The sequence below is a fragment of the Comamonas sp. BIGb0124 genome, from assembly GCF_003752175.1.
In the GTDB taxonomy this organism is placed as follows: Bacteria; Pseudomonadota; Gammaproteobacteria; order Burkholderiales; family Burkholderiaceae_C; genus Comamonas_F.
Window position 1 is genome coordinate 394,941 of sequence record NZ_RJVF01000010.1, and the last position, 21,292, is coordinate 416,232.

Annotated in this window: 19 protein-coding genes; 10 read left to right on the plus strand and 9 right to left on the minus strand. The window is 65.1% G+C overall.

Features of this window, described 5'->3' with window-relative positions:
* Positions 1 to 177 precede the first annotated feature (177 nt).
* Together adhP and EC845_RS12365 are read left to right on the plus strand one after the other, a co-directional pair.
* Positions 178 to 1,206: an alcohol dehydrogenase AdhP gene (gene adhP / locus EC845_RS12360; RefSeq protein ID WP_123298391.1), complete on the plus strand. Its 1,029-nt coding sequence runs from the start codon at positions 178 to 180 to the stop codon at positions 1,204 to 1,206.
* Complete coding sequence (locus EC845_RS12365) at positions 1,203 to 1,634, plus strand: DUF779 domain-containing protein (protein ID WP_123298392.1); 432 nt, start codon at positions 1,203 to 1,205, stop codon at positions 1,632 to 1,634. Before adhP ends, EC845_RS12365 begins: the two co-directional genes overlap by 4 nt.
* A 38-nt stretch (positions 1,635 to 1,672) precedes the next feature.
* Here EC845_RS12365 and EC845_RS12370 read toward each other — a convergent pair whose 3' ends face one another.
* Both EC845_RS12370 and EC845_RS12375 read right to left on the minus strand, forming a co-directional pair.
* A complete protein-coding gene (locus EC845_RS12370; RefSeq protein ID WP_123298393.1) occupies positions 1,673 to 2,740 on the minus strand; it encodes an Ldh family oxidoreductase in 1,068 nt (355 codons plus the stop codon).
* Positions 2,741 to 2,753: 13 nt separating this feature from the next.
* On the minus strand, positions 2,754 to 4,235 hold the full coding sequence (locus tag EC845_RS12375) for a DASS family sodium-coupled anion symporter (protein WP_123298394.1): 1,482 nt from the start codon (positions 4,233 to 4,235) through the stop codon (positions 2,754 to 2,756).
* A 238-nt stretch (positions 4,236 to 4,473) separates the two neighbouring features.
* Here EC845_RS12375 and gltS point away from each other — a divergent pair, with 238 nt between their 5' ends.
* The gene (gene gltS / locus EC845_RS12380) at positions 4,474 to 5,709 is read left to right on the plus strand and encodes a sodium/glutamate symporter (protein ID WP_123298395.1); all 1,236 of its coding nucleotides are present in this window, start codon (positions 4,474 to 4,476) and stop codon (positions 5,707 to 5,709) included.
* Positions 5,710 to 5,747: 38 nt separating this feature from the next.
* Entirely contained in the window at positions 5,748 to 6,287 is a 540-nt protein-coding gene (locus EC845_RS12385) for a hypothetical protein (protein ID WP_148077297.1), read from the plus strand.
* Positions 6,288 to 6,393: 106 nt separating this feature from the next.
* On the opposite strand, the gene EC845_RS12390 is transcribed toward EC845_RS12385, so the two are convergent.
* Positions 6,394 to 6,618, minus strand: coding sequence for a hypothetical protein (locus EC845_RS12390; RefSeq protein ID WP_123298397.1), 225 nt, complete (start codon positions 6,616 to 6,618; stop codon positions 6,394 to 6,396).
* A gap of 183 nt (positions 6,619 to 6,801) precedes the next feature.
* Here EC845_RS12390 and EC845_RS12395 point away from each other — a divergent pair, with 183 nt between their 5' ends.
* Together EC845_RS12395 and EC845_RS12400 are read left to right on the plus strand one after the other, a co-directional pair.
* On the plus strand, positions 6,802 to 7,044 hold the full coding sequence (locus tag EC845_RS12395; RefSeq protein WP_123298398.1) for a helix-turn-helix domain-containing protein: 243 nt from the start codon (positions 6,802 to 6,804) through the stop codon (positions 7,042 to 7,044).
* 130 nt (positions 7,045 to 7,174) lie between these two features.
* Entirely contained in the window at positions 7,175 to 7,897 is a 723-nt protein-coding gene (locus EC845_RS12400) for a TetR/AcrR family transcriptional regulator (RefSeq protein ID WP_123298399.1), read from the plus strand.
* A 15-nt stretch (positions 7,898 to 7,912) separates the two neighbouring features.
* Here the strand turns inward: EC845_RS12400 and EC845_RS12405 are convergent, their stop codons facing one another.
* The 5 genes from EC845_RS12405 to EC845_RS12425 form a co-directional block, all read right to left on the minus strand.
* The gene (locus tag EC845_RS12405; protein ID WP_123298481.1) at positions 7,913 to 9,316 is read right to left on the minus strand and encodes an efflux transporter outer membrane subunit; all 1,404 of its coding nucleotides are present in this window, start codon (positions 9,314 to 9,316) and stop codon (positions 7,913 to 7,915) included.
* Positions 9,309 to 12,533 (minus strand): multidrug efflux RND transporter permease subunit, encoded by a 3,225-nt coding sequence (locus EC845_RS12410; RefSeq protein WP_123298400.1) that lies wholly within the window; start codon positions 12,531 to 12,533, stop codon positions 9,309 to 9,311. The genes EC845_RS12405 and EC845_RS12410 overlap by 8 nt, the downstream gene beginning before the upstream one ends.
* 1 nt (position 12,534) lies before the next feature.
* Positions 12,535 to 13,692, minus strand: a complete 1,158-nt coding sequence (locus EC845_RS12415; protein WP_123298401.1) for an efflux RND transporter periplasmic adaptor subunit — start codon at positions 13,690 to 13,692, stop codon at positions 12,535 to 12,537.
* 186 nt (positions 13,693 to 13,878) lie between these two features.
* Positions 13,879 to 14,814 carry a DUF2145 domain-containing protein gene (locus tag EC845_RS12420; protein WP_233598041.1) on the minus strand — a complete coding sequence of 312 codons (936 nt, stop codon included), beginning with the start codon at positions 14,812 to 14,814 and terminating at the stop codon, positions 13,879 to 13,881.
* Entirely contained in the window at positions 14,811 to 15,269 is a 459-nt protein-coding gene (locus tag EC845_RS12425) for a hypothetical protein (RefSeq protein ID WP_123298402.1), read from the minus strand. Before EC845_RS12425 ends, EC845_RS12420 begins: the two co-directional genes overlap by 4 nt.
* Before the next feature lie 213 nt (positions 15,270 to 15,482).
* Here EC845_RS12425 and EC845_RS12430 point away from each other — a divergent pair, with 213 nt between their 5' ends.
* Entirely contained in the window at positions 15,483 to 16,154 is a 672-nt protein-coding gene (locus EC845_RS12430) for a DUF3313 domain-containing protein (protein WP_123298403.1), read from the plus strand.
* A gap of 65 nt (positions 16,155 to 16,219) precedes the next feature.
* Here EC845_RS12430 and EC845_RS12435 read toward each other — a convergent pair whose 3' ends face one another.
* Positions 16,220 to 17,179 (minus strand): bifunctional helix-turn-helix transcriptional regulator/GNAT family N-acetyltransferase, encoded by a 960-nt coding sequence (locus tag EC845_RS12435; RefSeq protein WP_123298404.1) that lies wholly within the window; start codon positions 17,177 to 17,179, stop codon positions 16,220 to 16,222.
* A 281-nt stretch (positions 17,180 to 17,460) separates the two neighbouring features.
* On the opposite strand from EC845_RS12435, the gene EC845_RS12440 reads away from it, so the two are divergent.
* The 3 genes from EC845_RS12440 (at position 17,461) to EC845_RS12445 (ending at position 20,735) form a co-directional block, all read left to right on the plus strand.
* Complete coding sequence (locus tag EC845_RS12440) at positions 17,461 to 19,884, plus strand: membrane-bound PQQ-dependent dehydrogenase, glucose/quinate/shikimate family (protein ID WP_123298405.1); 2,424 nt, start codon at positions 17,461 to 17,463, stop codon at positions 19,882 to 19,884.
* 50 nt (positions 19,885 to 19,934) lie between these two features.
* Entirely contained in the window at positions 19,935 to 20,057 is a 123-nt protein-coding gene (locus EC845_RS22755) for a hypothetical protein (RefSeq protein ID WP_255416906.1), read from the plus strand.
* 96 nt (positions 20,058 to 20,153) lie between these two features.
* Positions 20,154 to 20,735, plus strand: coding sequence for a Panacea domain-containing protein (locus tag EC845_RS12445; protein ID WP_123298406.1), 582 nt, complete (start codon positions 20,154 to 20,156; stop codon positions 20,733 to 20,735).
* The last annotated feature ends 557 nt before the right edge of the window (positions 20,736 to 21,292 follow it).

A 21,292-nucleotide genomic window follows, 5' to 3' on the forward strand; every position in this document is an offset into this window, starting at 1 on the left:
GGCCGAGCCTGCCTGCCCCAAGCCTGATCTGGATAAAGGCTTGGGGCCACGCCCCGCATTAGCCTGGGCTCATGTTTCGGTTCCGGTGCTCGTGCGCTCGCCCAGGCGTGGCGCGCGGGCCCCGGCACACCGCGATTGCCGTTTTCCTTCTTCCGTCTACCGAAAGGATCCGAACCCATGTCCAAGACCATGAGAGCCGCCGTCGTCCGCGAATTCGGCAAGCCGCTGACCATCGAGGAAGTCGCCATCCCGACGCCCGCAGCCGACCAGATCCTGGTGAAGATCCAGGCCTCGGGGGTCTGCCATACCGACCTGCATGCCGCCGAGGGCGACTGGCCCGTCAAACCCAATCCGCCGTTCATCCCGGGCCACGAAGGCGTGGGCTACGTCGCTGCGGTGGGGCGCGACGTCAAGCATGTGAAAGAGGGCGATCGCGTGGGCGTGCCGTGGCTGCACTCGGCTTGCGGTTATTGCACGCACTGCCTGGGCGGCTGGGAAACACTGTGCACGCTGCAGCAGAACACCGGCTACTCGGTCAACGGCGGGTTTGCCGACTACGCCCTGGCCGATCCCAACTACGTGGGTCATCTGCCCGACAACCTGGGTTTTATCGAGATCGCCCCCGTGCTGTGCGCCGGCGTGACGGTCTACAAGGGGCTCAAGGTCACCCAGGCCAAGCCGGGCGACTGGGTCGTGATTTCGGGCGTGGGTGGACTGGGGCACATGGCGGTGCAGTACGCCAAGGCCATGGGATTCAACGTCGCGGCCGTGGACATCGACGACGACAAGCTGACGCTGGCGCGCAAGCTGGGCGCGACGGTGACGGTCAATGCCAAGACCACCGATCCGGTGGCCTACATCCAGAAAGAGATCGACGGCGCGCATGGCGTGCTGGTCACCGCCGTCTCGCCCAAGGCCTTCGAGCAGGCGCTGGGCATGGTCCGCCGGGGTGGCACGGTCTCTCTCAACGGCTTGCCGCCGGGCGATTTCCCGCTGCCGATCTTTTCGATGGTGCTGCAGGGCATCACCGTGCGCGGTTCCATCGTCGGCACCCGCCTCGATCTGCAAGAGTCGCTGGATTTCGCGGCCCAGGGCAAGGTCAAGGCCACGGTGTCGACCGACAAGCTGGAGAACATCAACGCGGTGTTCGAACGCATGCACAAGGGCCAGATCGAAGGCCGCGTCGTGCTGGACATCGGCGGATGACCGGGCCAGCCGATCCTGGCAGCGGCGGCACCGGCCCGGGTGTCGGCCGCAGCGCAGCGGGTGCGGGGCGTGTGTCGGCCACGCCGGCCGCCGAGGCGCTCATCGCCCGGTTGCGCGCCCAGCACGGCCCGCTGATGTTCCATCAGTCGGGCGGGTGCTGCGACGGCAGCGCGCCCATGTGCTACGCGCTCGGCGAGTTCTATGTGGGCGATGCCGACGTGCTGCTGGGCGAGATCGGCGGCACGCCGTTCTACATGAGCAAGAGCCAGTTCGCCTATTGGGAACACACCCATCTCATCATCGATGCGGTGCCCGGAAACGGCGGCATGTTTTCGCTCGACCGTCCGACGGGCCAGCGTTTCCTCACGCGCTCGCGCCTGTACGAGCCAGGGGAGCTGGAGGCCCTGCCGCCGCTGGGCGGGGCCTGAGCGCATGACGTGGGGCGGTGGCGTCGCGCCCCGTCCCTTCAAGCAGGTTCGTTCGCCGCCGGGTGCGGCAACGCGACCCCCAGCGAGCCGGCCAGTTCGGTGAGCGTGGCCCAGATCGGCACGTCGAAACGCACGCTTTCGCCGTTGAGCCGGCGGTTGCGCTCCTCGTACTCGCCCGGGTACTCGACCGAGTCGAATCCGGGTTGAGGGGGGCAACTGTGCAGGTAATCGATGAAGGCACCGACCTCGTGCGTGAGCCAGCCGGAATCGAAACCCTTCTGCGGATCGAGCAAGATCGCGAACAGGTTGTTGGTGGCCGCGCCTTGCCGTGGATGTTCGGGCTGGATGGTGCCGCCGCCCGACAGCGCCCCGGCCAGCAGTTCGGCCACCAGGGCCAGCGCGTAGCCCTTGTGGGCACCGAAAGGCAGCAGCGCACCCGGGGGCGTCGCGAACATCACGTTGGGATCGTTGGTCGGCAGGCCGTCGGCATCGATGAGCGAGCCGGGCGGTGCCTGCTGTCCGTTGGTCGCCAGCACACGGGCCTTGTTGGCCGCGATCCCGCTGGTTGCCATGTCGAGGATGAAGGGCGGGCGCCCGTCGGGCAGCGGTCCGGCAAAGCACAGCGGGTTCGTCGTCAGCATCGCCTTGCGGCCGCCATAGGGCGCCACGGTGGGCTCGCGGTTGGTGACGTTGGTGAAGGCCAGCAGAATGAGGCCGCTGCGCGCCGCCATCTCGCCGTAGTAGCCCATGCGGCCCAGGTGGTGGCTTCGGCGCAGCGTGACGATGCACTGGCCGTGCTGCTGCGCGCGGTCGATGGCCGCCTGGATCACGCGTTTGCCCACGTGCTGTCCCAGGCCGTGATGGCCGTCGAAAGCCAGCAGGGTGTGCTGGTCGGCCACTTGTTCGGGCCGGCCGTCGGCCCGCGCCCAGCCTTGTGCGAGCATGTTGCGATAGCTGGCCAGGATGGACAGCCCGTGGCTGGTGTAGCCGACCCGGTCGGACTCGGCCAGGTGTTCGGCGACGTCGAGCGCGATGTCGTCGGGGACCTGCTGCGCCCGCAGCAGGCGGCGGCCGAAGTCGATGGCATCGGGAAGTGCGAGGCGCATGATGCTTCCTTTCTCAGATCCAGCCCAGCCAGCGCCAGTACGTCGCGCTCATCACCAGCATCAGCACGTAGCCGATCAGCGTGACGAGAATTCCGATCTTGGCAAACTGCCGGGCGTTGAAGGTTTCCGTTCCCAGGCACACCATGTTCTGCGGTGCGTTGATGGGCAGGATGAAGCCGTAGCTGACGACGAATCCCAGCAGCATGGTCATGCCCAGTTGATTGATGCCCGGGGGCAATGTCTGCAGCACCGCGATCAGGATCGGCAGCAGGGCCGAGGTGAGGGCGGTCGCGCTGGCGAAGCCGAGGTGGATCAGGATCAGGAAGGCGGACAAAATGGCGAAGATCGCCATGGGGCCCAACTGGTCGAGCCCGGTCAGTGCGATGACTTCGGTTCCCAGCCATTGCCCGGCACGGGTGGTCAGCAGCGCGGTGCCCAGGCTGATGCCGACACCGAAGACGATCACCGTGCCCCATGGGATGCGCGACTGCACGTCTTTCCAGGTCATCACGCCCACGCGCGGCAGCATCAGCAGCACCAGGCCGAAATAGGTGGTCGAGGTGGTGTCGAAGCTGTGCAGCTTGCCTTCGGTCGACCAGAACAGCAACAGCAGGATGGAGACCGCCATCAGGCGTTTCTGCGGGCCGGTCATGGGGCCCAGCTCGGCATACGAGGCCTGGACGGCCTCGCCGCCCAGCGTACCGCTGCGGTCTTCGGGCGGCAGCAGCTTGAGGACCAGCACCACCAGCACCACCGACATGATCAGCGACCAGGGGGCGCCGGCGATCAGCCAGTCCGACCACGACACGCGTTGGCCGATCATCTTCTCCATGAAACCGACCGTGAGCAGGTTCTGCGCCGCCGCGGTCTGGATGCCGACGTTCCAGATGCTGGTGGCCTGGGCCACCACGATCATGATGCCGGCCGCGATGTTGGAGCGCTTGTCCACGCCGAAGGCCGCGATCACGCCCATCATGATGGGGACCACCGCTGCACTGCGTGCGGTCGCACTCGGCACCACCAGGCTGAGAATGACGGTCACCGCCACGCAGCCGATCAGCACGCGGCGGGCACTGGTGCCGATGAGCCGCAGCGTCAGCAGCGCGATGCGGCGGTCGAGCCCGGTGAAGGTCATGGCCGCGGCGATGAACAGCGCGCCGGCCACCAGCGCCAGGGCGGGGTTGGCGAAGCCCGTGAGCGCCATGGCGATGGCGGCCGAGGTGCCGTAGAGGTGGTCCGGGCTGGCGACGCTGGGGGCGGTGCCGAGCAGGAAAGCCATGAGCGCGGTGACCATGATGGCGCTGGCCTCGTACGACACGGCTTCGGTGACCCACACCACCACGGCGAAGGCCAGGATCGCGATCATCCGGTGGCCTGCGACCGGCAGCTCGGGCGGCATGGGGATCAGCAGCACGGCGATCAGCGCCGCGATGCCGGCAAAGAGGCCGATCGGCAAACGCGCAGGGGGGGCGGGAACGGGGGCGGCGGATTGCATGCGGAATGCCCTTCTGGATGAATCACGGGGGCTCGACCGGTTCCGTCCGTGAAAGGAGGGGAGCGGCGAGGAGCTTGGTATATTCAGCGTCGCGAATATATTCTAGAAAAACGAAAAAAACGGATTTCGAAAGAAATATTAAATCTTTTTCATACATTTCCGGTGGAATTCGACATGAATTCGTGCCGGGCGATGCATCCCTTTGATCTGCATCAAGTTTTATCGAGAGGAGTGGCGATTGTTTCCAGCCGAGCTCATTCAGGTCTCCGCTTTTCATAGCTTCACCTTGGCCATCGTGCTGTTGTTTCTTGGCCGCAAGACGGCCGATCGATGGGATATCCTGCGGCGTTACAGTATCCCCGAGCCGGTGGTGGGCGGGGTGATTTGTGCCGTGCTGGTGGGGGTTTTGTATTATGCGGTGGGGATGCGGATCGAGTTCGAGCTCGGGATGCGTGACATTCTGCTGCTGTATTTCTTTGCTGGAATCGGATTGAAATCCGATATTCAGACCGTCAAGGACGGCGGGAAACCGCTGATGGTGCTGCTGGCCGTGGCTGCGGTCTACATCGTGCTGCAGAACGGCGTCGGCATGGGCGTGGCCTGGCTGTTCGGCCTCGATGCGCGCGCGGGCCTGATGACCGGATCGGTATCGCTCACCGGCGGCGTGGGCACGACGCTGGCCTGGGCACCGACCTTCGTCGGCGAACTGGGCATCGCCAACGCGCTTGAACTCGGCATGGCCAGCAACATGGTAGGCCTGGTCATAGCCTGCGTGATCGGCGGCCCCATCGCCAGTCACCTGATGCGCCGCCACGGCTTGCGCGGCAACGGCCCGCTGCCGCTGGACGGTCAGGCCGCGGCTTCGAGTGCCGGCGCCACGCTGGATTACTACGGCGTGCTCAAGGCCTGGCTGTGGCTGAACCTCGCGCTCATGCTGGGCGGGGCCATCACGCCGCTGCTGGCACGGCTGGGCCTGCAATTGCCCGATTTCGTGGGTTGCCTGATGGCCGGCATCATCCTGCGCAATCTGGGGGCCCTGTGGCTGCTGCGCCGCGGAACCGAGCGCCTCGACGGCCCGCGCTGGCAGAGCACGCGGCAGGGGCTGTCGCTGATCTCGGATATCTGCCTGGGCATGTTCCTGACCATGGCGCTGATGGGATTGCAGCTGTGGGTGCTCGAAGGCAGCCTGGCGTTCGTGCTGACCGCACTGGCCCTGCAGGTGGCCCTGGCGGTGGTCTACACGGTGGCCGTGGTGTACCGGTGCATGGGGCGCGATTACGAATCCGCGGTCGTGTCGGCAGGCTTCGGCGGCATCGTGCTGGGATCGACCGCGACCGCCGTGGCCAACATGACGGCCGTGGCGCGGCAGAACGGTGTGGCACCCCGTGCTTTTCTGGTCGTGCCGCTGGTCTGCGGATTTTTCATCGACATCGTCAATGCCTTGATCATCCAGTTCCTCGTGCGCTGGGCCTGACCTTGTTTTGCTTTGTAGAATGAACGCCTCGAGGAGACATGTGTATGCCATTGACGGCGTTGATCCAGGCGGCAAAAAACAAGGAAGCGACAGCGGCCCGGATCGGCTGTCTGGACGAGCTCGACCGCTGGGTGTCGACGCATGGCCTGCGGGCCGGCGTGATGTATCTCAATTCTCTGGTTCCCTACCGCTGCACCGCACTCGTGCGGGTGTACCGCGAGGTGATCTATTGCACCTCGGCCTACGACTCGCAGCTCGAGCTCAGCGGGGTCGACGTACCCGAAGTGCCTTTGGGCGCCAGCTTTTCGCAGTATGCGATCCGCGATGGCAGTTTCTACACCGATGTCGGGGCGCACGAACTGACGTTGCGCGACGAAAAGTTGATCGGTACCGTACAGAGCTACATGGGCGTGCGCATGCTCAAGGCCGACGGCAGCCTGTACGGCACGTTGTCCCATTTCGATTTCGCCTGGGTGCGTCCACCGACCGAGCATCTGGCTTTCCTGGAAGCCGCTGCGCTGCGGCTGCAGAAACATGTGCAGCCCGGCGGCTCTGCCGACAGCGCCGAGCGTGGCTGAGACCTGATCGTTTGCCATGACCGGGAGGTGCATGGCAGACAGGGGAATGCGGCCGGGTCTGCTGCATCGAGCACACGTCGACGGCGCACGATCGCGCAAGCCCGCTTCAGGTATCTGATTCCGGGACAGGTGCATCCGTGCCCGGCTTCATCGGCTCGACGACGGCATAGACCTGTGTGCGCCTCGACACCAACTGAGACGCAGGGATAACGAAGCGCGAAAGATCGCCGCACTCGCACAGCACTCTTTCTTCGTGCACAGCGATCACCGTCATGGCCGATCGGCCGATGCCCTTCATGTGGACGACATCACCCACTCGTGGACGATACATACATGCGTTTCCGGTTGGCTAAGCGTGCCTGTCATGACGCTCATGTCATGCACATCCGCAACCTGCTTGGGTGATGTGAGGGGGGGGGGTGGCCAGCATCCGTGTTCATGCCTATACTTTTCTAACTCCGTTGAGGTACATGTACCGTGGCCACATATGCATTCTATACACGACCATCCGGGAGTGCCCAATCTCTCGAGTCAAAGACAAAACCCACAGCTGGTTGCACTGGGCAATGCAATCAAGCGGATCCGCCTGGAGAACAAAATCTCCCAGGAGAAGCTCGCCTTGAGGGCGGAGCTGGATCGTTCGTACATGGGACGTGTCGAGCGTGGTGACAACAACGTGGCGTTGTTGACCTTGGCCAAAATCGCTGCCGCACTGGATGTCACGCTCAGCCATTTGCTGAAAGAAGCGAACCTGTAACTCCGGTCGCCAACGGGTCGATCCGGGGCGCCTGCATGCGCTGCCGAGCCGGCGTTCAGTTTTGAGGCAAACTCGCGTTCACACTCGTGTGTCCCGCAGCCTCGGGCCCCTCTGCCCACCCATCCTAGCCATGACGACCAGCCCCCCCCGATCCAAACAGAAACCCGAGACGGCCAAAGACGCCAGTCCGGCTGGGCAGCCGCGCAAACGTGTGCGGCTCGTGCCCGAGGTGCGGCGGCAGCAGATATTGGATGCGGCGCTGATCGAGTTCAGTTCATTGGGATTCACCGCGGCCAGCATTTCCAGAATCGCGGCCCGGGCAGGGACCTCGAAGGCCAATCTCTACGTGCATTTCGCCAACAAGGACGAGATCTTCGAGACTCTGCTCAAGGACGTGCTGGTACCGTCTAACGGTGTATGGCCCGCTTCGCAGCCCGGCCAGGGACTCGGGGAGCGCATCGATGCCTTCATCGACGAGCGCTACGACGAGCTGACCCCTCAGGTCATCTCGATCATCCGGCTGCTGATCTCGGAAAGCCACCGCATACCCGATCTGATACAGCGGTGGCACGAGGACGACCTGGTGCCTGCGCGCGACGAGCAGCAGCGGCGGATCGATCGGTTTGTCGCGGACGGTCAGTTGCGCGAATCGCCGCTCACCGAACACTTCGGTTTTGTGATGGCACCGCTGCTCTACGCCGCCGTGCTCAAGATGGTCTTCCGCCAGGACGTGGCGGAAACCGAGACCCGGAAGATCAAGGAAACGCACCGCCGGATGCTGCACCAGCTGCTGACGCCGGTGCACGAGGACAACCCGCCCGCTGCCGGCAAGTCGCGTCCGCGCCGTGCCTGAACGGCCGGGCAGGGCCTAGTCGACCCGCCCGCCGCCCAAGGCGACGTACAGCGAAATCTCGTTTTGCACGGCGGCCGATTTCAGGCCGATGAGCTGCTGCCGGGAGTTGAACAGATTGCGCTCGACATCCAGCACTTCGAGGTAGATCGACAGGCCCTGTTCGTAACGGCGGGTCGCCGTTCTGGACAGCCGTGTCTGCGCGGCGACGGTCTGCTCCATGGCTTCGATCTGTTCGGCAAAGCCCCGCCGGGCGACCAGTGCATCGGCCACTTCACGAAACGCGGTCTGCACCGTGCTCTGGTAGACGGCGATCATTTCATCGGCCTGTGCGCGGCTCAGATCGAGCTGGGCCGAGCGCCGGCCCCAGTCGAAGATCGGCAGATCGATGGCAGGGCCGAAGGACCAGGTGCGGGAGCTGCCGTTGAAGAGATCGCCGAGCGCGGGCGATGCAAAACCCAGGTTGCCCGTGAGCGAGATATTGGGGAAGAACGCCGCACGGGCCGCTCCGATGTTGGCGTTGGCCGCACGCAGGTTGAGCTCGGCCTCCAGGATGTCCGGGCGTTCGGTCAGAACGCTCGAAGGCAAGCCGGGTTCGAGCACCATCGTGACACCCGATGCCTCGAGAGGCAAGGGAGGCTCGGCCGCAGCGGGCAGGGAACCGCCCACCAGCACCGTGAGCAAGGTACGCGCCTGTTCGGTCGAGCGCTTGAGGTCGGCCAGCTCGGACTTCGCCTGCGTGGTGAGCAGCACCGACTGGTCGTAATCCACGGTCGTCGTGATCCCTGCATCCAGTCTTCGCTGGGCGATGCGCAGGCCTTCCATGCGGCCCTGCAGCGTCTGTTCGGCCAGCGCGATGCGCGCCTCTCCGGCACGCATGTCGTAGTAGGCGGCAGACACCTGGCCGATCAGCGAGATCCTGAAGGCCCGTTCGCCCTGAACCGTCGACAGGAACTGCGCACGGGCCTGCTCCGACAGGTTGCGGACACGGCCCCACAGATCGATCTCGAAGCCGCTGACGCCCACGCCTGCCGTGTAGTTGTCGGCCACCACGGTGCCGGCGTCCGCGCCGTTCAGGGCGGGGATGCGCTGCCGGCTGCGGGTGTAGCCGGCGGTGCCGTCCAGGCTGGGCAGACGCTGTGCATCCTGGATGCCGAACCGGGCCCGGGCCTGTTCGATGCGGGCGGCCGAGCCGGCGAGGTCGACATTGTTGTCGAGCGCCGCGGCGATGAGCTGCTTGAGCCGGGGGTCGGCGAAGTAGCTGTTCCAGCCCGGCGTGCCGATCGAGACGGGGCGTGCGCCGGCGTCTTGCGTGGCTGGAAAAGCCGAGGGTACCGGCAGGGCCGGCTGCTGGTAGACGGGTGCGAAATTGCAGCCCGCCATCAACGTGGCCACCGACAGCGTGGCGATCGTTCTAAACATGGTCATGCCCCCGTTGTGCCGTGCCAGGGCGTTCCTCGTCGTCGAGGAGGTCGTCGTCGTCGTGCCTGCGTTTGCTGCTCAGCCATTTCCTGGCTGCGACGTAGAAGACCGGCGTGAAGAAGATGCCCAGAATCGTGGCGGTGATCATGCCGCCCATCACGCCCGTGCCCACCGCGTGCCGGCTGGCCGCGCCCGCGCCGCTGGCGATGACCAGCGGCACCATGCCCAGGATGAAGGCCAGCGAGGTCATCAGGATGGGCCGCAGACGCTGCTTCGAGGCCTCGATGGTGGCGTCGTGCACCGATTTCTTTCCGCCCTTTTCATCGTCGATCGCGAACTCCACGATGAGGATGGCATTCTTGGCCGCCAGCCCGATGATGGTGATGAGGCCCACGTTGAAATACACGTCGGCCGACAGGCCGCGCAGCGACGTGAACAGCACGCTGCCCAGAATGCCGAACGGCACCACCAGCAGGACCGACAGCGGAATGGCCCAGCTGTTGTAGAGCGCCGCAAGCAGCAGGAACACGACCAGCATCGACAGCGCCAGCAGCATCGCGATCTGGCCGCCGGCTTCCTTCTCTTCCAGGGCCGTGCCGGTCCATTCGTAGGCCAGCGAACCCGTCAGCGTTTCGCCGGCAATGGCTTCCATGGCCTCGAGCGCGGCGCCCGACGACTCGCCGGGGGCGGCCTGTCCCGAGACGGTGAGCGACGGGTAGCCGTTGTAGCGTTCGAGCTGGATGGGCGAGGTCCGCCAGTAGGCCTTCGCGAAGGCAGAGAAGGGCACCAGCTTGGCCTCGCTCGTGCCGTCCGATGCGAGGGGTACACGCAGGTTCAGAATGTCCTGCGGCGTCATGCGGTGCTCCGCATCGGCCTGCAGGTAGACCCGCAGCACATTGCCGTCGCGGCTGAAGTCGTTGGCATAGGCGGAGGCAAAGTTGATCGCCAGCGTGGCGTTGACATCCGCGATCTGCAGTCCCAGCGCACGAGCCTGCACCCGGTCGATCTCGACATAGAGCTCGGGCGCATCGCCCTGGCCGTCCGGCCGCACGCCGGACAACAGCGGATGCTCGGCCGCCTTGGCCAGGATTTCATCCCGCGCCGCGACCAGTCCCGCACGGTCGAGGCCGCTGCGGTCTTCGATCTTCAGCGAGAAACCGGTGGCATTGCCGAGGGACTGGATGGGCGGCGGGTTCAGCGGAAAGATGGTGGCGCTGGCGATGCCGCTCACGGCCGCCATCGTGCCCTGGATGAGCGAGGCGGCAGAGGCCGAATCATCGGTGCGCTCGCCCCAGGGCTTCAGATCGACGAAGGACATGGCCGCCGACTGGCTCTGGCCGGTGAAGTTGTAGCCCACCAGCGTCATCACGTTGCGCACCTGGGGTTGTTCCTGCAGATAGGCCTCGGCCAGGTTTGCGGCGGCTTCCGTGCGCTGCATGGTGGCCCCCGGCGGCGCGTCGATGTTCACCAGGAAATAGCCCTGGTCCTCGCTCGGCAGAAAGCCACCCGGCAGGCGCAGAAACAACAAGGCCGTGACACCCAGCACCGCGACGAAGACCGCCAGCCACCGCAAGGGCGCCGAGGTCATGCGGTTGACCGCGACGCCGTAACGGTCGGTCGCCCGGCCGAAGCGGGCGTTGAAGCCGTCGAAGAAACGCCTGGGCCAACTGCGGATGCCGGTGCGATGCGGTGTCTTCGCAGGCGTGTTCGAAGGCGGATGACTCTTCAGCAACGTGGCGCACAGCGCGGGTGTGAGCGTGAGCGCCAGCACCGCCGAGAAGAAGATCGAGATCGCGAGCGTGACCGAGAACTGCCGGTAGATGCCCCCCGTCGAACCCGGGAAAAACGCCATCGGCACAAACACGGCGACCAGCACCAGCGTGATGCCGATGATGGCCCCCCGGATCTGCCCCATGGCCTTGACCGTGGCGCGCCGGGGCGACAGGCCTTCCTCGCTCATCAGGCGTTCGACGTTCTCGACCACCACGATGGCGTCATCGACCAGAATGCCGATCGCCACCACCATGCCGAACAGGGACAGCGTGTTGATGGTGAAGCCGAAGACGTAGAGTCCGAAGCACGCACCTGCCAGGGCGATGGGCACCACGATGGCCGGGATCAACGTGGCGCGCCAGTTCTGTAGAAACAGGTACATCACCAGGAACACCAGCACCATGGCCTCGAGCAGGGTGTAGATCACGCTGTCGATCGAGGCGGTGATGAACGGGGTCGTGTCGAACGGCACGCTCCATTCGACGCTTTGCGGGAAGGTCTGCTGGAGCTCGTTCATGCGGGCGCGAACGGCCTCGGTCGTCGCGACCGCATTGGCGCCGTTGGCGAGCTGGATGCCCATGCCGGCGATTTCCTGGCCATTGAGCTTGGCCTTGAAGGTGTAGCTTTCGGCGCCCAGCTCGACTCTCGCCACATCCCCGACCCGGACGGTCGAGCCGTTCGGATTGGCACGAATGATGATGTTGCGGAATTGCTCGGGATCCGAGAACCGGCTCTGCGTGACGACTTTTGCCGTGAACTCGGTATCGCGTGCGATCGGCTGCTCGCCCAGGCCGCCGCCGGCCGTCTGGCTGTTCTGCTCGGTGATGGCGTTGAGCACCTGCGAAGGCGAGAGCCCGAACCCGGCCAGCTTCGACGGATCGAGCCAGATCCGCATCGCATACTGCGACCCGAAAAGCTGGACGTCGCCCACGCCGTTGACGCGGCGCAGCTCGGTGACCACGTTGTTGGCGGCATAGTTGCCCAGTTCGAGCGGCGACAGCGCGCCGTCTTTCGACGTCAGGGCCAGCAGCAGCAGGAAGCCCGAGGTGTTGTCGTTGACCTGGATGCCCAGCCGCCGAACCTCTTCGGGCAGGCGGGTTTCCGCGCGGTTGAGACGATCCTGGACCTGGGTCCGGGCGTTGTCGAGATTCGTGCCCGACTCGAAGGTGACGACGATGGAGCCCGAGCCATTGGCGCGGCTGGTCGCCGATGTGTAGCGGACGCCGTCGATGCCGTTGAGTTCGCGCTCGATCACCGCCGTGACGTTCTTGTCCAGCGTATCGGCATCGGCGCCCGTGTAGGTGTACGAGAGCGTGAGCGAGGGCGGTGCGACGGAGGGGTACTGCTCGATCGGCAGCGCGCGCAGTGCCAGCAGGCCCGCCAGCGTGATGAAGGCGGCAATGACCCAGCCGAATACCGGCTTTTCTACAAAAAATCGATTCACGTCAACGCCCTCCCGGAGCCTGTTCGGATGCGGGGGAGGGGTTGTCCTTGGGGCTCACGGTCTGTCCCGGCCTCACCTTCTGCCAGCCTTCGGTGATGACGCGTTCGCCCTTCTTGAGGCCGGATTGCACGATCCAGCGCGAGCCCACCTGTGCGCCCAACTGCACCGGGCGGATGGCCACGGTGTCGTCTTCTCCGACGACTGCGACGCTGGCCTGCGTGCCCTGAAACTGCACTGCGCGCGCCGGCACGGCCATGCCGCCGCTGAAGGTTCCGGCCTCGATGCGGGCACGCACGAACTGTCCGGGAGACAACCGCCGGTCGGGGTTGTCGAACACCGCCCGCACGGTCTGGGTGCCGGTCTGGGGATCGACCGTCTGGTCGGTGAAGTCGAGTTGCCCCGTGAGCGGGTAAGGCGAGCCGTTGTCGAGGGTCAGCTCGACCTTGACGCTTTGCAGGCTGTCGATCTGGACGCTGCCGGCCTTGACCTTTTCCATGATGTCGAGGATCGCCGCATTGGATTGCGTGAACACGGCATAGACCGGCGTGACCTGATTGACGGTGGTCATGAGCGTCGATTCGGTGCCGCTGACGAGTGCACCTTCCGTCACCCGGGCCCGGCCCACGCGCCCGTCGATGGGCGAACGGACCGTGGTGAAACCGAGCTGCAGCTTGTTCTGATCGAGCACCGCACGGGCTTCGGCGACCTGTGCTTCCGCCTGGCGCAGATCGGCCAGGGCCGCGTCGTACTCCTGCGCGCTGACCGAGCGCTCGGACAGCAGCGGGGTGTAGCGCTGCACGACGGATGCCGCATTGGTTCGTGTCGCGATGGCCCGCTGCAGGGCTGCTTCGCCCTGCTGCACCTGGGCCCGGTATTCGCGTGGATCGATCTCGAAAAGCGGCGCGCCCTGCCGTACATCCGTGCCTTCCTTGTACAGCCGCTTGAGCACGATTCCGTTGGTCCGGGCTCGGACCTCGGCCGTGCGAACAGCCTCGATACGGCCAGGCAGTTCAACGACATTGGGCAGCTTTTCTTCTGCAAGCGTCAGCGTTTCGACGCCCATCGGCGGTGGCGCCGCGGGCGGGGCCTCCTGCTTCGAACAAGCGGCCGTGAAGGTGGCGATCAGGGCCAGCGTCACGCAGGTCAGTGAACGGGTCATCAAGGGTTTTCTCCAGTCAACACCACACACAGGCCGGCACACGACGCCTGTGCAATCATACTTATGAGTTTCGTTGAGGGCGAACCGTGGACCCTGCCGCTTTTTCCTCGTGCAGACGTAGGAGAGGGCGCAGATCCGGCAGACCCGGCCTCGATCCGGGCGAAACCGGTCTGCCCGGGGGCGGCGTCAAGGCGCCAGGTTCACCACCCGATCGCCGTCGCCCGGCGTGCAGCCTGCCGCGATCGGCGACCAGCCCCGGTGAACCACGACACGCCGGCCGTCGTGGCAGATCTCGAGGCGCTGACTGTCCGGGACGTGTTCGCGGACGAAGTTCTCCACCGCAGCCGGCAGGCTGATTTGCAGGCGCAGGGCGGCCCGGTCTTCGGGTGGGTGGTCGTCCAGGTGCACCAGCGGCACGAAGGCCGCGGCAGCCATCATCCAGTGTGAAGGGACCACCACCGGCTGCGGCGTGTAGTTCGAATCCCGCAGCCAGTGCTGCGCGCGTTCGCGCAAGCCTTCGCCGTCGCCGAGATGTCCCCAGGCGGTCGCGATCAGCTCCATCACCCACTGGTTGCAGTTCTGGTATTGCAAACCAAAGGCATAGGCGTTGGCGCTGTAGTTGGCGGCCAGCAGGCGCAGCGCGAGCCGGTTGTCGAGTGCGGTCGATCGCAGAGCCTGCGCGGCATCGGGCGGCAAGCGGACGATCGAGATGTAGCCCAGCGACGGGTTCTCGGTGCCCATCGCAAAACCGGCCAGTCCCTGGTCGTAGATACGCGGGCGCTCTTCATCGCACGCGTAGTAGAGCTGCCGCGCCGTCCACCGGCCCGTGTCGCCGCGCCAGGCCACGGCCGCATGGGAGTACCGGATGTCGAAGCGCGACAGATCCAGGCCCGAGCGGCTGATCAGCACCGCCTCGGCATCGGTCTCGGACAGCGTCTCGCGCACCACGGCCGCGAAGCGCAGCAGCGTGTCTTGCTGACCGGCCGTCAAGGTGTGCGTGCGGTCGCAGAAGTTGGAAACCGCCGGCGAGGCGGGCGGCGGCGATGCGGTCGGCGGTCCTGCACAGCCTGTCGCGAGCACCACCGCGGCCAGTGCCCAGGCCCACGGCCAGCCTGCTCTCACAGCTGCGTCACGGCACGCGGGGCCAGTTCATCGTGCCAATCGTCGGCAAGCACCAGGAAGAACGCCTCGCGGGTATCGCCGCGTGCGAACTCGAGACCGTAGACCCGACGCTCGGCATGCACGATGTCGCCGTGCCGCAGGGCCTGCTGGTCGAACACCGCCAGTGGCAGGTCGAGCACCAGCCGACGCTGCGTTTCCTGGCCCTGCAGGGTGAGGCGCTGGAAGCCGGCACGGTCGGGGGCTTGCGCCACCTCGACGACGCGGTAATCGCCGCTGGCTGTCTTTTCGTCGTCCTTCGAACTGTCGCTCGAACCACTCAACGAATCCGAAACACTGCCGCTGGATGCCGAACCGGCACTCGAGGCCGACGACGCGAAGAGCTCGGCATGCGCGTGGAGGGAAACGCCGAGCACGGCCAGCAGGCAGGCCAGACGAAGACGGGGAGGGACGGCCATGAGGGCTCCTTGAGCAAAGTGACACATTGCGAAAGCGGCGCGCCTGCCGGCGTGGCTCCGGCTGGGCGGAAAGCCTGCCGAGCCTGCACTGTACCCGCTCGAGACGCGTTTGAAAACATTAATGAACGTTTGGTCGGTAGCGAGTGTATCATCGTTAATGATCGATCGGTCATTAATATTCTTGCCAACCCCTCCCTCACCTCGGAGCACCTCATGAAAACGCCCACCGGATTTCCTGTGTCGTCCTGGCTCGCGCTCGGCTTCTCGCTCGTCGTCCTCACCGGATGCGCCGGCAAAGGCCCGACTCCCTATACCCAGCTCGCCTCGGCTCCCCAACTGCAGACGAACACGCAGAAGGATGCCGATCGGACGCCTTACGTCTATTCCGCGTCTGCCGACTGGCGCAGCTATTCGGCGATGCTCATCGAACCGGTCGCCATCTATGCGGGGGCCGATCACCAGTTCGGCGACCTCGAGGAGGCGGACAAACGCGAGCTCGCCCAGTACATGGCCACCACCTTCAACCAGGTGATGGCCCGGCGCTTCAGCCTTTCGAACCCGGCCGGCCGCGGCACCTTGAGGCTCAGGCTGACCCTTACCGGTGCGGAGACCAATACGGCCGTGGTGTCGACATTCACCCGTTTCGACCTCGTCGGTCTGCCCTACAACGCCGTGCAGGGCGTGCGTGGAAAGGAGGGCCTGTTCATGGGGTCGGTCAGCTACTCTGTCGAGATCTACGACGCGCCCAGCAATCGTCTGCTGATGGCATTCGTGACCAAACAGCATCCCAATGCGATGAATGTGGCGGCGACATTCGGCTCGCTGCGAGCGGCCAAGACCGGCCTCGACAAAGGTGCCGAAGAGCTGCTGGGCCGGTTGCGTTAAGGTCCGCGAGTGTCACGCGCCGGCATGTCTGCCCCAGGCTCACCGCAACAGTCTGCGGCGCGTGTTCATGCGCGCTTGCGGCACCAGCGCTGAGCGACCCGGGACTGCCCCCAGCGCTGCACGGTGACCGTGCCGTGCGGGTGGAAACCGTGTGCCGCCAGCAGTCTCGCTGCCCGTACGCCACCCGGCGTGGCCGCCGGAACCGAACACCACACCGCGTCGAAAACGAGATCGGCGTGGGCCAGGGCCGACTCCAGCAACTGGCGCCCCATGCCGGTGCCGCGCTCGGTGTTTTTCACGCCGAACCAGCGCAGGGTGGCCTGCCGGGGGGCCGGGCCGGCTTCGAGCGCAATCGAGCCCAGCGTATGGCCGTCCTGGTGGTACAGCCACAGCTTGGCGTCCGCACGGGGCAGGCCGGCCAGGAACCCGGTCAGTTCCTCGGTCATCGCGCGTTCTGCGGCAAACCCGCCGCTCTGCAGATCGGGGGCAAAGAATCCGGCGATTTCGCCCAGGCAGCCGGGCCGATAACCCTCGACCAGACGGTCGACCGCGAGCTGCGGGGGCAGCGTGTGCGGATTGTCTTGCGCCAAGGCCTGCGCGTACAGCGACAGGTAGCGGCCCAATGCCTGCTGATCGACCTCGTCGAGCTGGCCCAGCACCTTGGCGACCTGCTGGGTGCCGAATGCCTCGGCCTGCGCGAACAGACTCAGGCCCTCGTCGGTTAGGAACAGGGCCGTGGAGCGCCCATCGCTGTCCAGTGCCTGCCGCCGCACCAGGCCCAGGCTTTCGAGCTTGGCCAACTGCCGGCTGGTGTTGGATTTGTCGAGCCGCAGGGTCTGCGCCAGATCGCGTGCCTGGATGCCGGGCTGCATGCCGATTTCAAGAATCGCATGCACCGTCGAGGGCGGCAGTTCACTGCCCGCGACGGGCGACCGCAGGTAGCCCAGCTCACGGACCAACTGGCGAGAGAAGCTCCGCAGTTCGGCAATCGCCTGGGGGGAGGGTGCGAGTTTCGCCAAGGACATGTCGGGGGGCAGTTGGAGTGTCGTGGGATTGCCGGAAATGGATCACCAGATCCGGCGTCGAGAGGGATCCATCGTCAAGCAATACCCCTGCCGCCGGGCTTGGCCCGGCAGATCTTGGACAGCTCACGTACAATTTGGTTGCGCATCGCAACTAAATGGCCCTGCAGCCCTCGGTTTGGCAGAACCGGGCGGCTGCCGGGCGACCTGCCTACTGCGGCGCCGGGCCCTCTGTGACTACAGCCGGCCTCGATGACTACAACTCGAACGACGGAGAATTTTACATGTCAGATCATTCAGTCCCGGGGGGCTCGCGCCTCGTCCGGACGTGCGCGGCCGTGCTCGGCCTCGTCATGACCCTCATCGGCCTTTATCTGGCCTATGGCGGCTTTCAATTGCTGCAATTGGGCGGCTCCTGGTATTACTTGCCCATGGGCCTGCTGATCGTCGTGTCCGGCGTGCTGATGGGCCTGGGCCAGGTGCGCGGCGCCTGGCTGTACGGCGTGGGCTTTGCGGTCACCGTCGTGTGGTCGCTGTTCGAAGCCGGGCTGGCCTTCTGGCCGCTGGCCGCCCGTCTGGGACTGCTGGCCGTCATCGGTCTGCTGGTGGCCCTCGTCACCCCCAGCCTGCGCGGAGCGGCCGCCTGCCGCCACGTCAAGCCGGCCTCGCGCGGCGTGGCCGGCGTGTTGGCGCTGGGTCTCGTGGCAGCGCTGATCACGGCCTTCCAGCCGATCTGGTCGGTCAAGCCGACGGCAGCCCCCGAACTGGCGCAGGGTTACCAGCCCGGCGACGACGGCGCCAACTGGACCAACTACGGCCGCACGCCCGACGGCACACAGTTCGCCCCGCTGGACCAGATCACGCCCGACAACGTTTCCAAGCTCAAGGTGGCCTGGACTTTCCGCACCGGTGACTTCTCGTACGGCGGTGCAGAAAACCAGAACACGCCGCTGCAGATCGGCAACGTGGTCTACGCCTGCACGCCGACCAACCAGGTGTTTGCGCTCGACGCCGACTCGGGCAAACAGCTCTGGCACTTCGATCCCAAGGCCAATGCGGGCTACAGCCCCACCTGGCAGCGTTGCCGTTCGCTGGCCTACTACGACGTGGCCCAGCAAGCCGCGCAGGCCGCACCCGGTGCGCCGGCCAGCCAGCCGGCCGCAGCCGCCGCGGCTTGTCAGCGCCGCATCTACGTGACGACCGCCAACCTGCGGTTGATCGCGCTCGACGCGCAAAACGGCCAGCCCTGCGAAGGCTTTGGACAAAACGGCGTTGTCTCCCTGGCCGAAGGCATGGGCGAGATCATTCCCGGTTTCTACAACCCCACGGCTGGCCCGGTACTGGCCGGCGACCGCCTCATCGTCGGCGGCTGGGTGATGGACAACCAGTCGGTCGACGAGCCCTCGGGCGCCGTGCGGGCCTTCGACGCCGTCACGGGCCGGTTGGCCTGGGCCTGGGATGTGGGACGCCCCGGCGTGACCACCGCGCCCGGCCCCGGTGAACACTACACGCGCGGCACACCCAACACCTGGGCCGCGCCGACTTACGACGCCCAACTCGGACTGGTCTACCTGCCCACCGGCAACGGCACCCCCGACATGTACGGCGGCCACCGCACGCCCGAAACCGATCGCGTCAGCTCCTCGATCGTGGCGCTGGACGCCCGCACCGGTGCCGAGCGCTGGGTGTTCCAGACCGCGCACCACGACGTCTGGGACTACGACCTGCCTTCGAAGCCCGTGCTCTACGACGTGCCCGGCGACAACGGCGAGCGCATCCCCGCGCTGATCCAGACCACCAAACGCGGCGAGATCTTCATGATCGACCGCCGCGACGGCAAGGCGATTGCCGAAGTCGTCGAAAAAGACGTGCCCACCGACGGCCTGCCCGGAGAAAAACTCTCGCCCACGCAACCCTACTCGGTCGGCATGCCGCAGATCCGCCAGGGCCTGCTGACCGAAGCCGGCATGTGGGGCATCACGCCGCTGGACCAACTGGCCTGCCGCATCGCCTTCAAGCAGCTCGAGTACAAGGGCGACTTCACGCCGCCCAGCACCCGCTGGTACATCCCGCATCCTTCGCCCTTCGGCACCATGAACTGGGGCGGCATCTCGATCGACAAGGCGCACGACTACCTGATCGTCAACGACATGCGCATCATGATGAAGGCGCGCCTGATTCCCCGCGACGAGGTCAACAAGATCACCGCGCAGAGCGGCAAGACCGGCCCCGGCGTGGGCGGCATCGTGCCGATGGACGGCACCCCCTACGGCGTGAGCCGTGCCATGGTGACCTCGCAACTGGGCGTGCCCTGTACCGATCCGCCTTTCGGCATGATGACGGCCATCGACCTCAAGACCCGCCAGATCGCCTGGCAGCGTTCGATGGGCACCGTGGAGCAACTCGGCCCGCTGGGCATCAAGACCGGCCTGCCGCTGCCCATCGGCATGCCCACCCTGGGCGGCCCCGTGGCCACCGCATCCGGCCTGATCTTCTTCACCGGCACCGCCGATTACTACCTGCGCGCCATCGACGTGAAGACCGGCAAGGAAATCTGGAAATCGCCGCTGCCCGTCGGCGCGCAATCCACGCCGCTGGTCTACAAGTCGCCCGAAAGCGGCAAGCAGTTCGTGGTCGTGACCGCCGGCGGTGGCCGCACCGCCCCCGATCGCGGTGACTACATCATTGCGTACGCGTTGCCGGACTGAGGCTCGCGTCCCCCAATCTCCGGCCAGGGCCAGTCCCGGGCTGGAATCGATTGAAAATCACCCGCAGTGTGCTTGCATGCTGCGGGTTTTTTTGCGACGGTGCGGTGGTGCAGCTCGACACGCGCGACTTGCTGGGTCTTGAGGCCGAGGCCGATTTTGTGGTGGCCGACTGACAGAGATTTGTTTAGCAAGCTGTTAAGATTGCCATCAATCAACTGTACTTTAAAACAGTATTCAAGGCTGTGATTGCAGCTCACCGTTGATGCGATATGGACAAGTACTCCCTTTTTAATGAGCGAAAAGCCGCGCAAGCGGCGGCCTACCTTCTGTGCAAGGCGGGCGGCAGCCTGAACGTTCTGAAGCTCGTCAAGTTGATGTACCTTGCTGAGCGTGAGTCGCTTCGTCGTTATGGCGAAACCATCACTGGCGATGCATTGGTTTCGATGAGAAACGGTCCCGTTCTTTCGGCAACGCTCGACCACATCAATGGCTTGGTGCCGTCCTGTCAAGACGGGTGGGACAGCCTCATCGATGATCGAGAAAACCATGTTGTTCAGCTTAGAAATCGGGATGCAATCGCAGATCCAGACGAAGACTTGCTGGCCTTGAGTGAATGTGATGCCGAGTGCCTAGCCACTGTCTGGGATCGCTTTGGTCACATGAGCAAGTGGCAACTCGTTGATTACACGCACTCTCCCGAGTGTCCCGAATGGGAAGATCCCGGTAGTGGGCAACGGCCCATCCCGCCCGCACGTGTCTTGCGAGCACTTGGATACGGTCCAGAGCAAGTCCATGAGATGACCAAGAGACTGCGAGAGCAGCAGTATTTAAAGGCAGCGCTGTCGTCTTGATATGTCATGGATGTGTGCCCAAGGGCGATCGTTACTGGTGCCATCTGGGCCACGCATCGAAGATGGGCAAAAACATCTTTTTGCGATCTTGATCAATCCCGTGGCAGTCGATGGCCGAGGACCGCGTCCGCAGGTTTTCATGACATCGGTGTGTTCCATCCATGAGGGCATACCTTACGACGACGCTTGTGTTCTTGACGTTGGAGAACACCCTTTTGTACGGCATCGAAGTTACATTGATTACTCAAAGAGTGATCTCTACCCAGCCAACGATGTTGAGCTGAAGGTGCAGCAAGGGCTCTACACGCCTCATGATGATTTCTCTATCGCTCTGTTGAGGCGAATTGTTGCGTGTGCTGAAGACTCTCGTCGTATCCGTAAAGAGTTGAAGCGATTTCTGCGCGATCTCGATCTTCCGAGGTAGGTGCGCAGCTGCTTCAAGGTGGTTTGAAGTGATGGCCGTACCATGATGGAGGCCATGCGGCCTTAGCCGCTCATCCCTCGTTCGCTCGAATAACCCATGCACCCGAGCCAATTCCTTGTCGGCCTTCCGATCT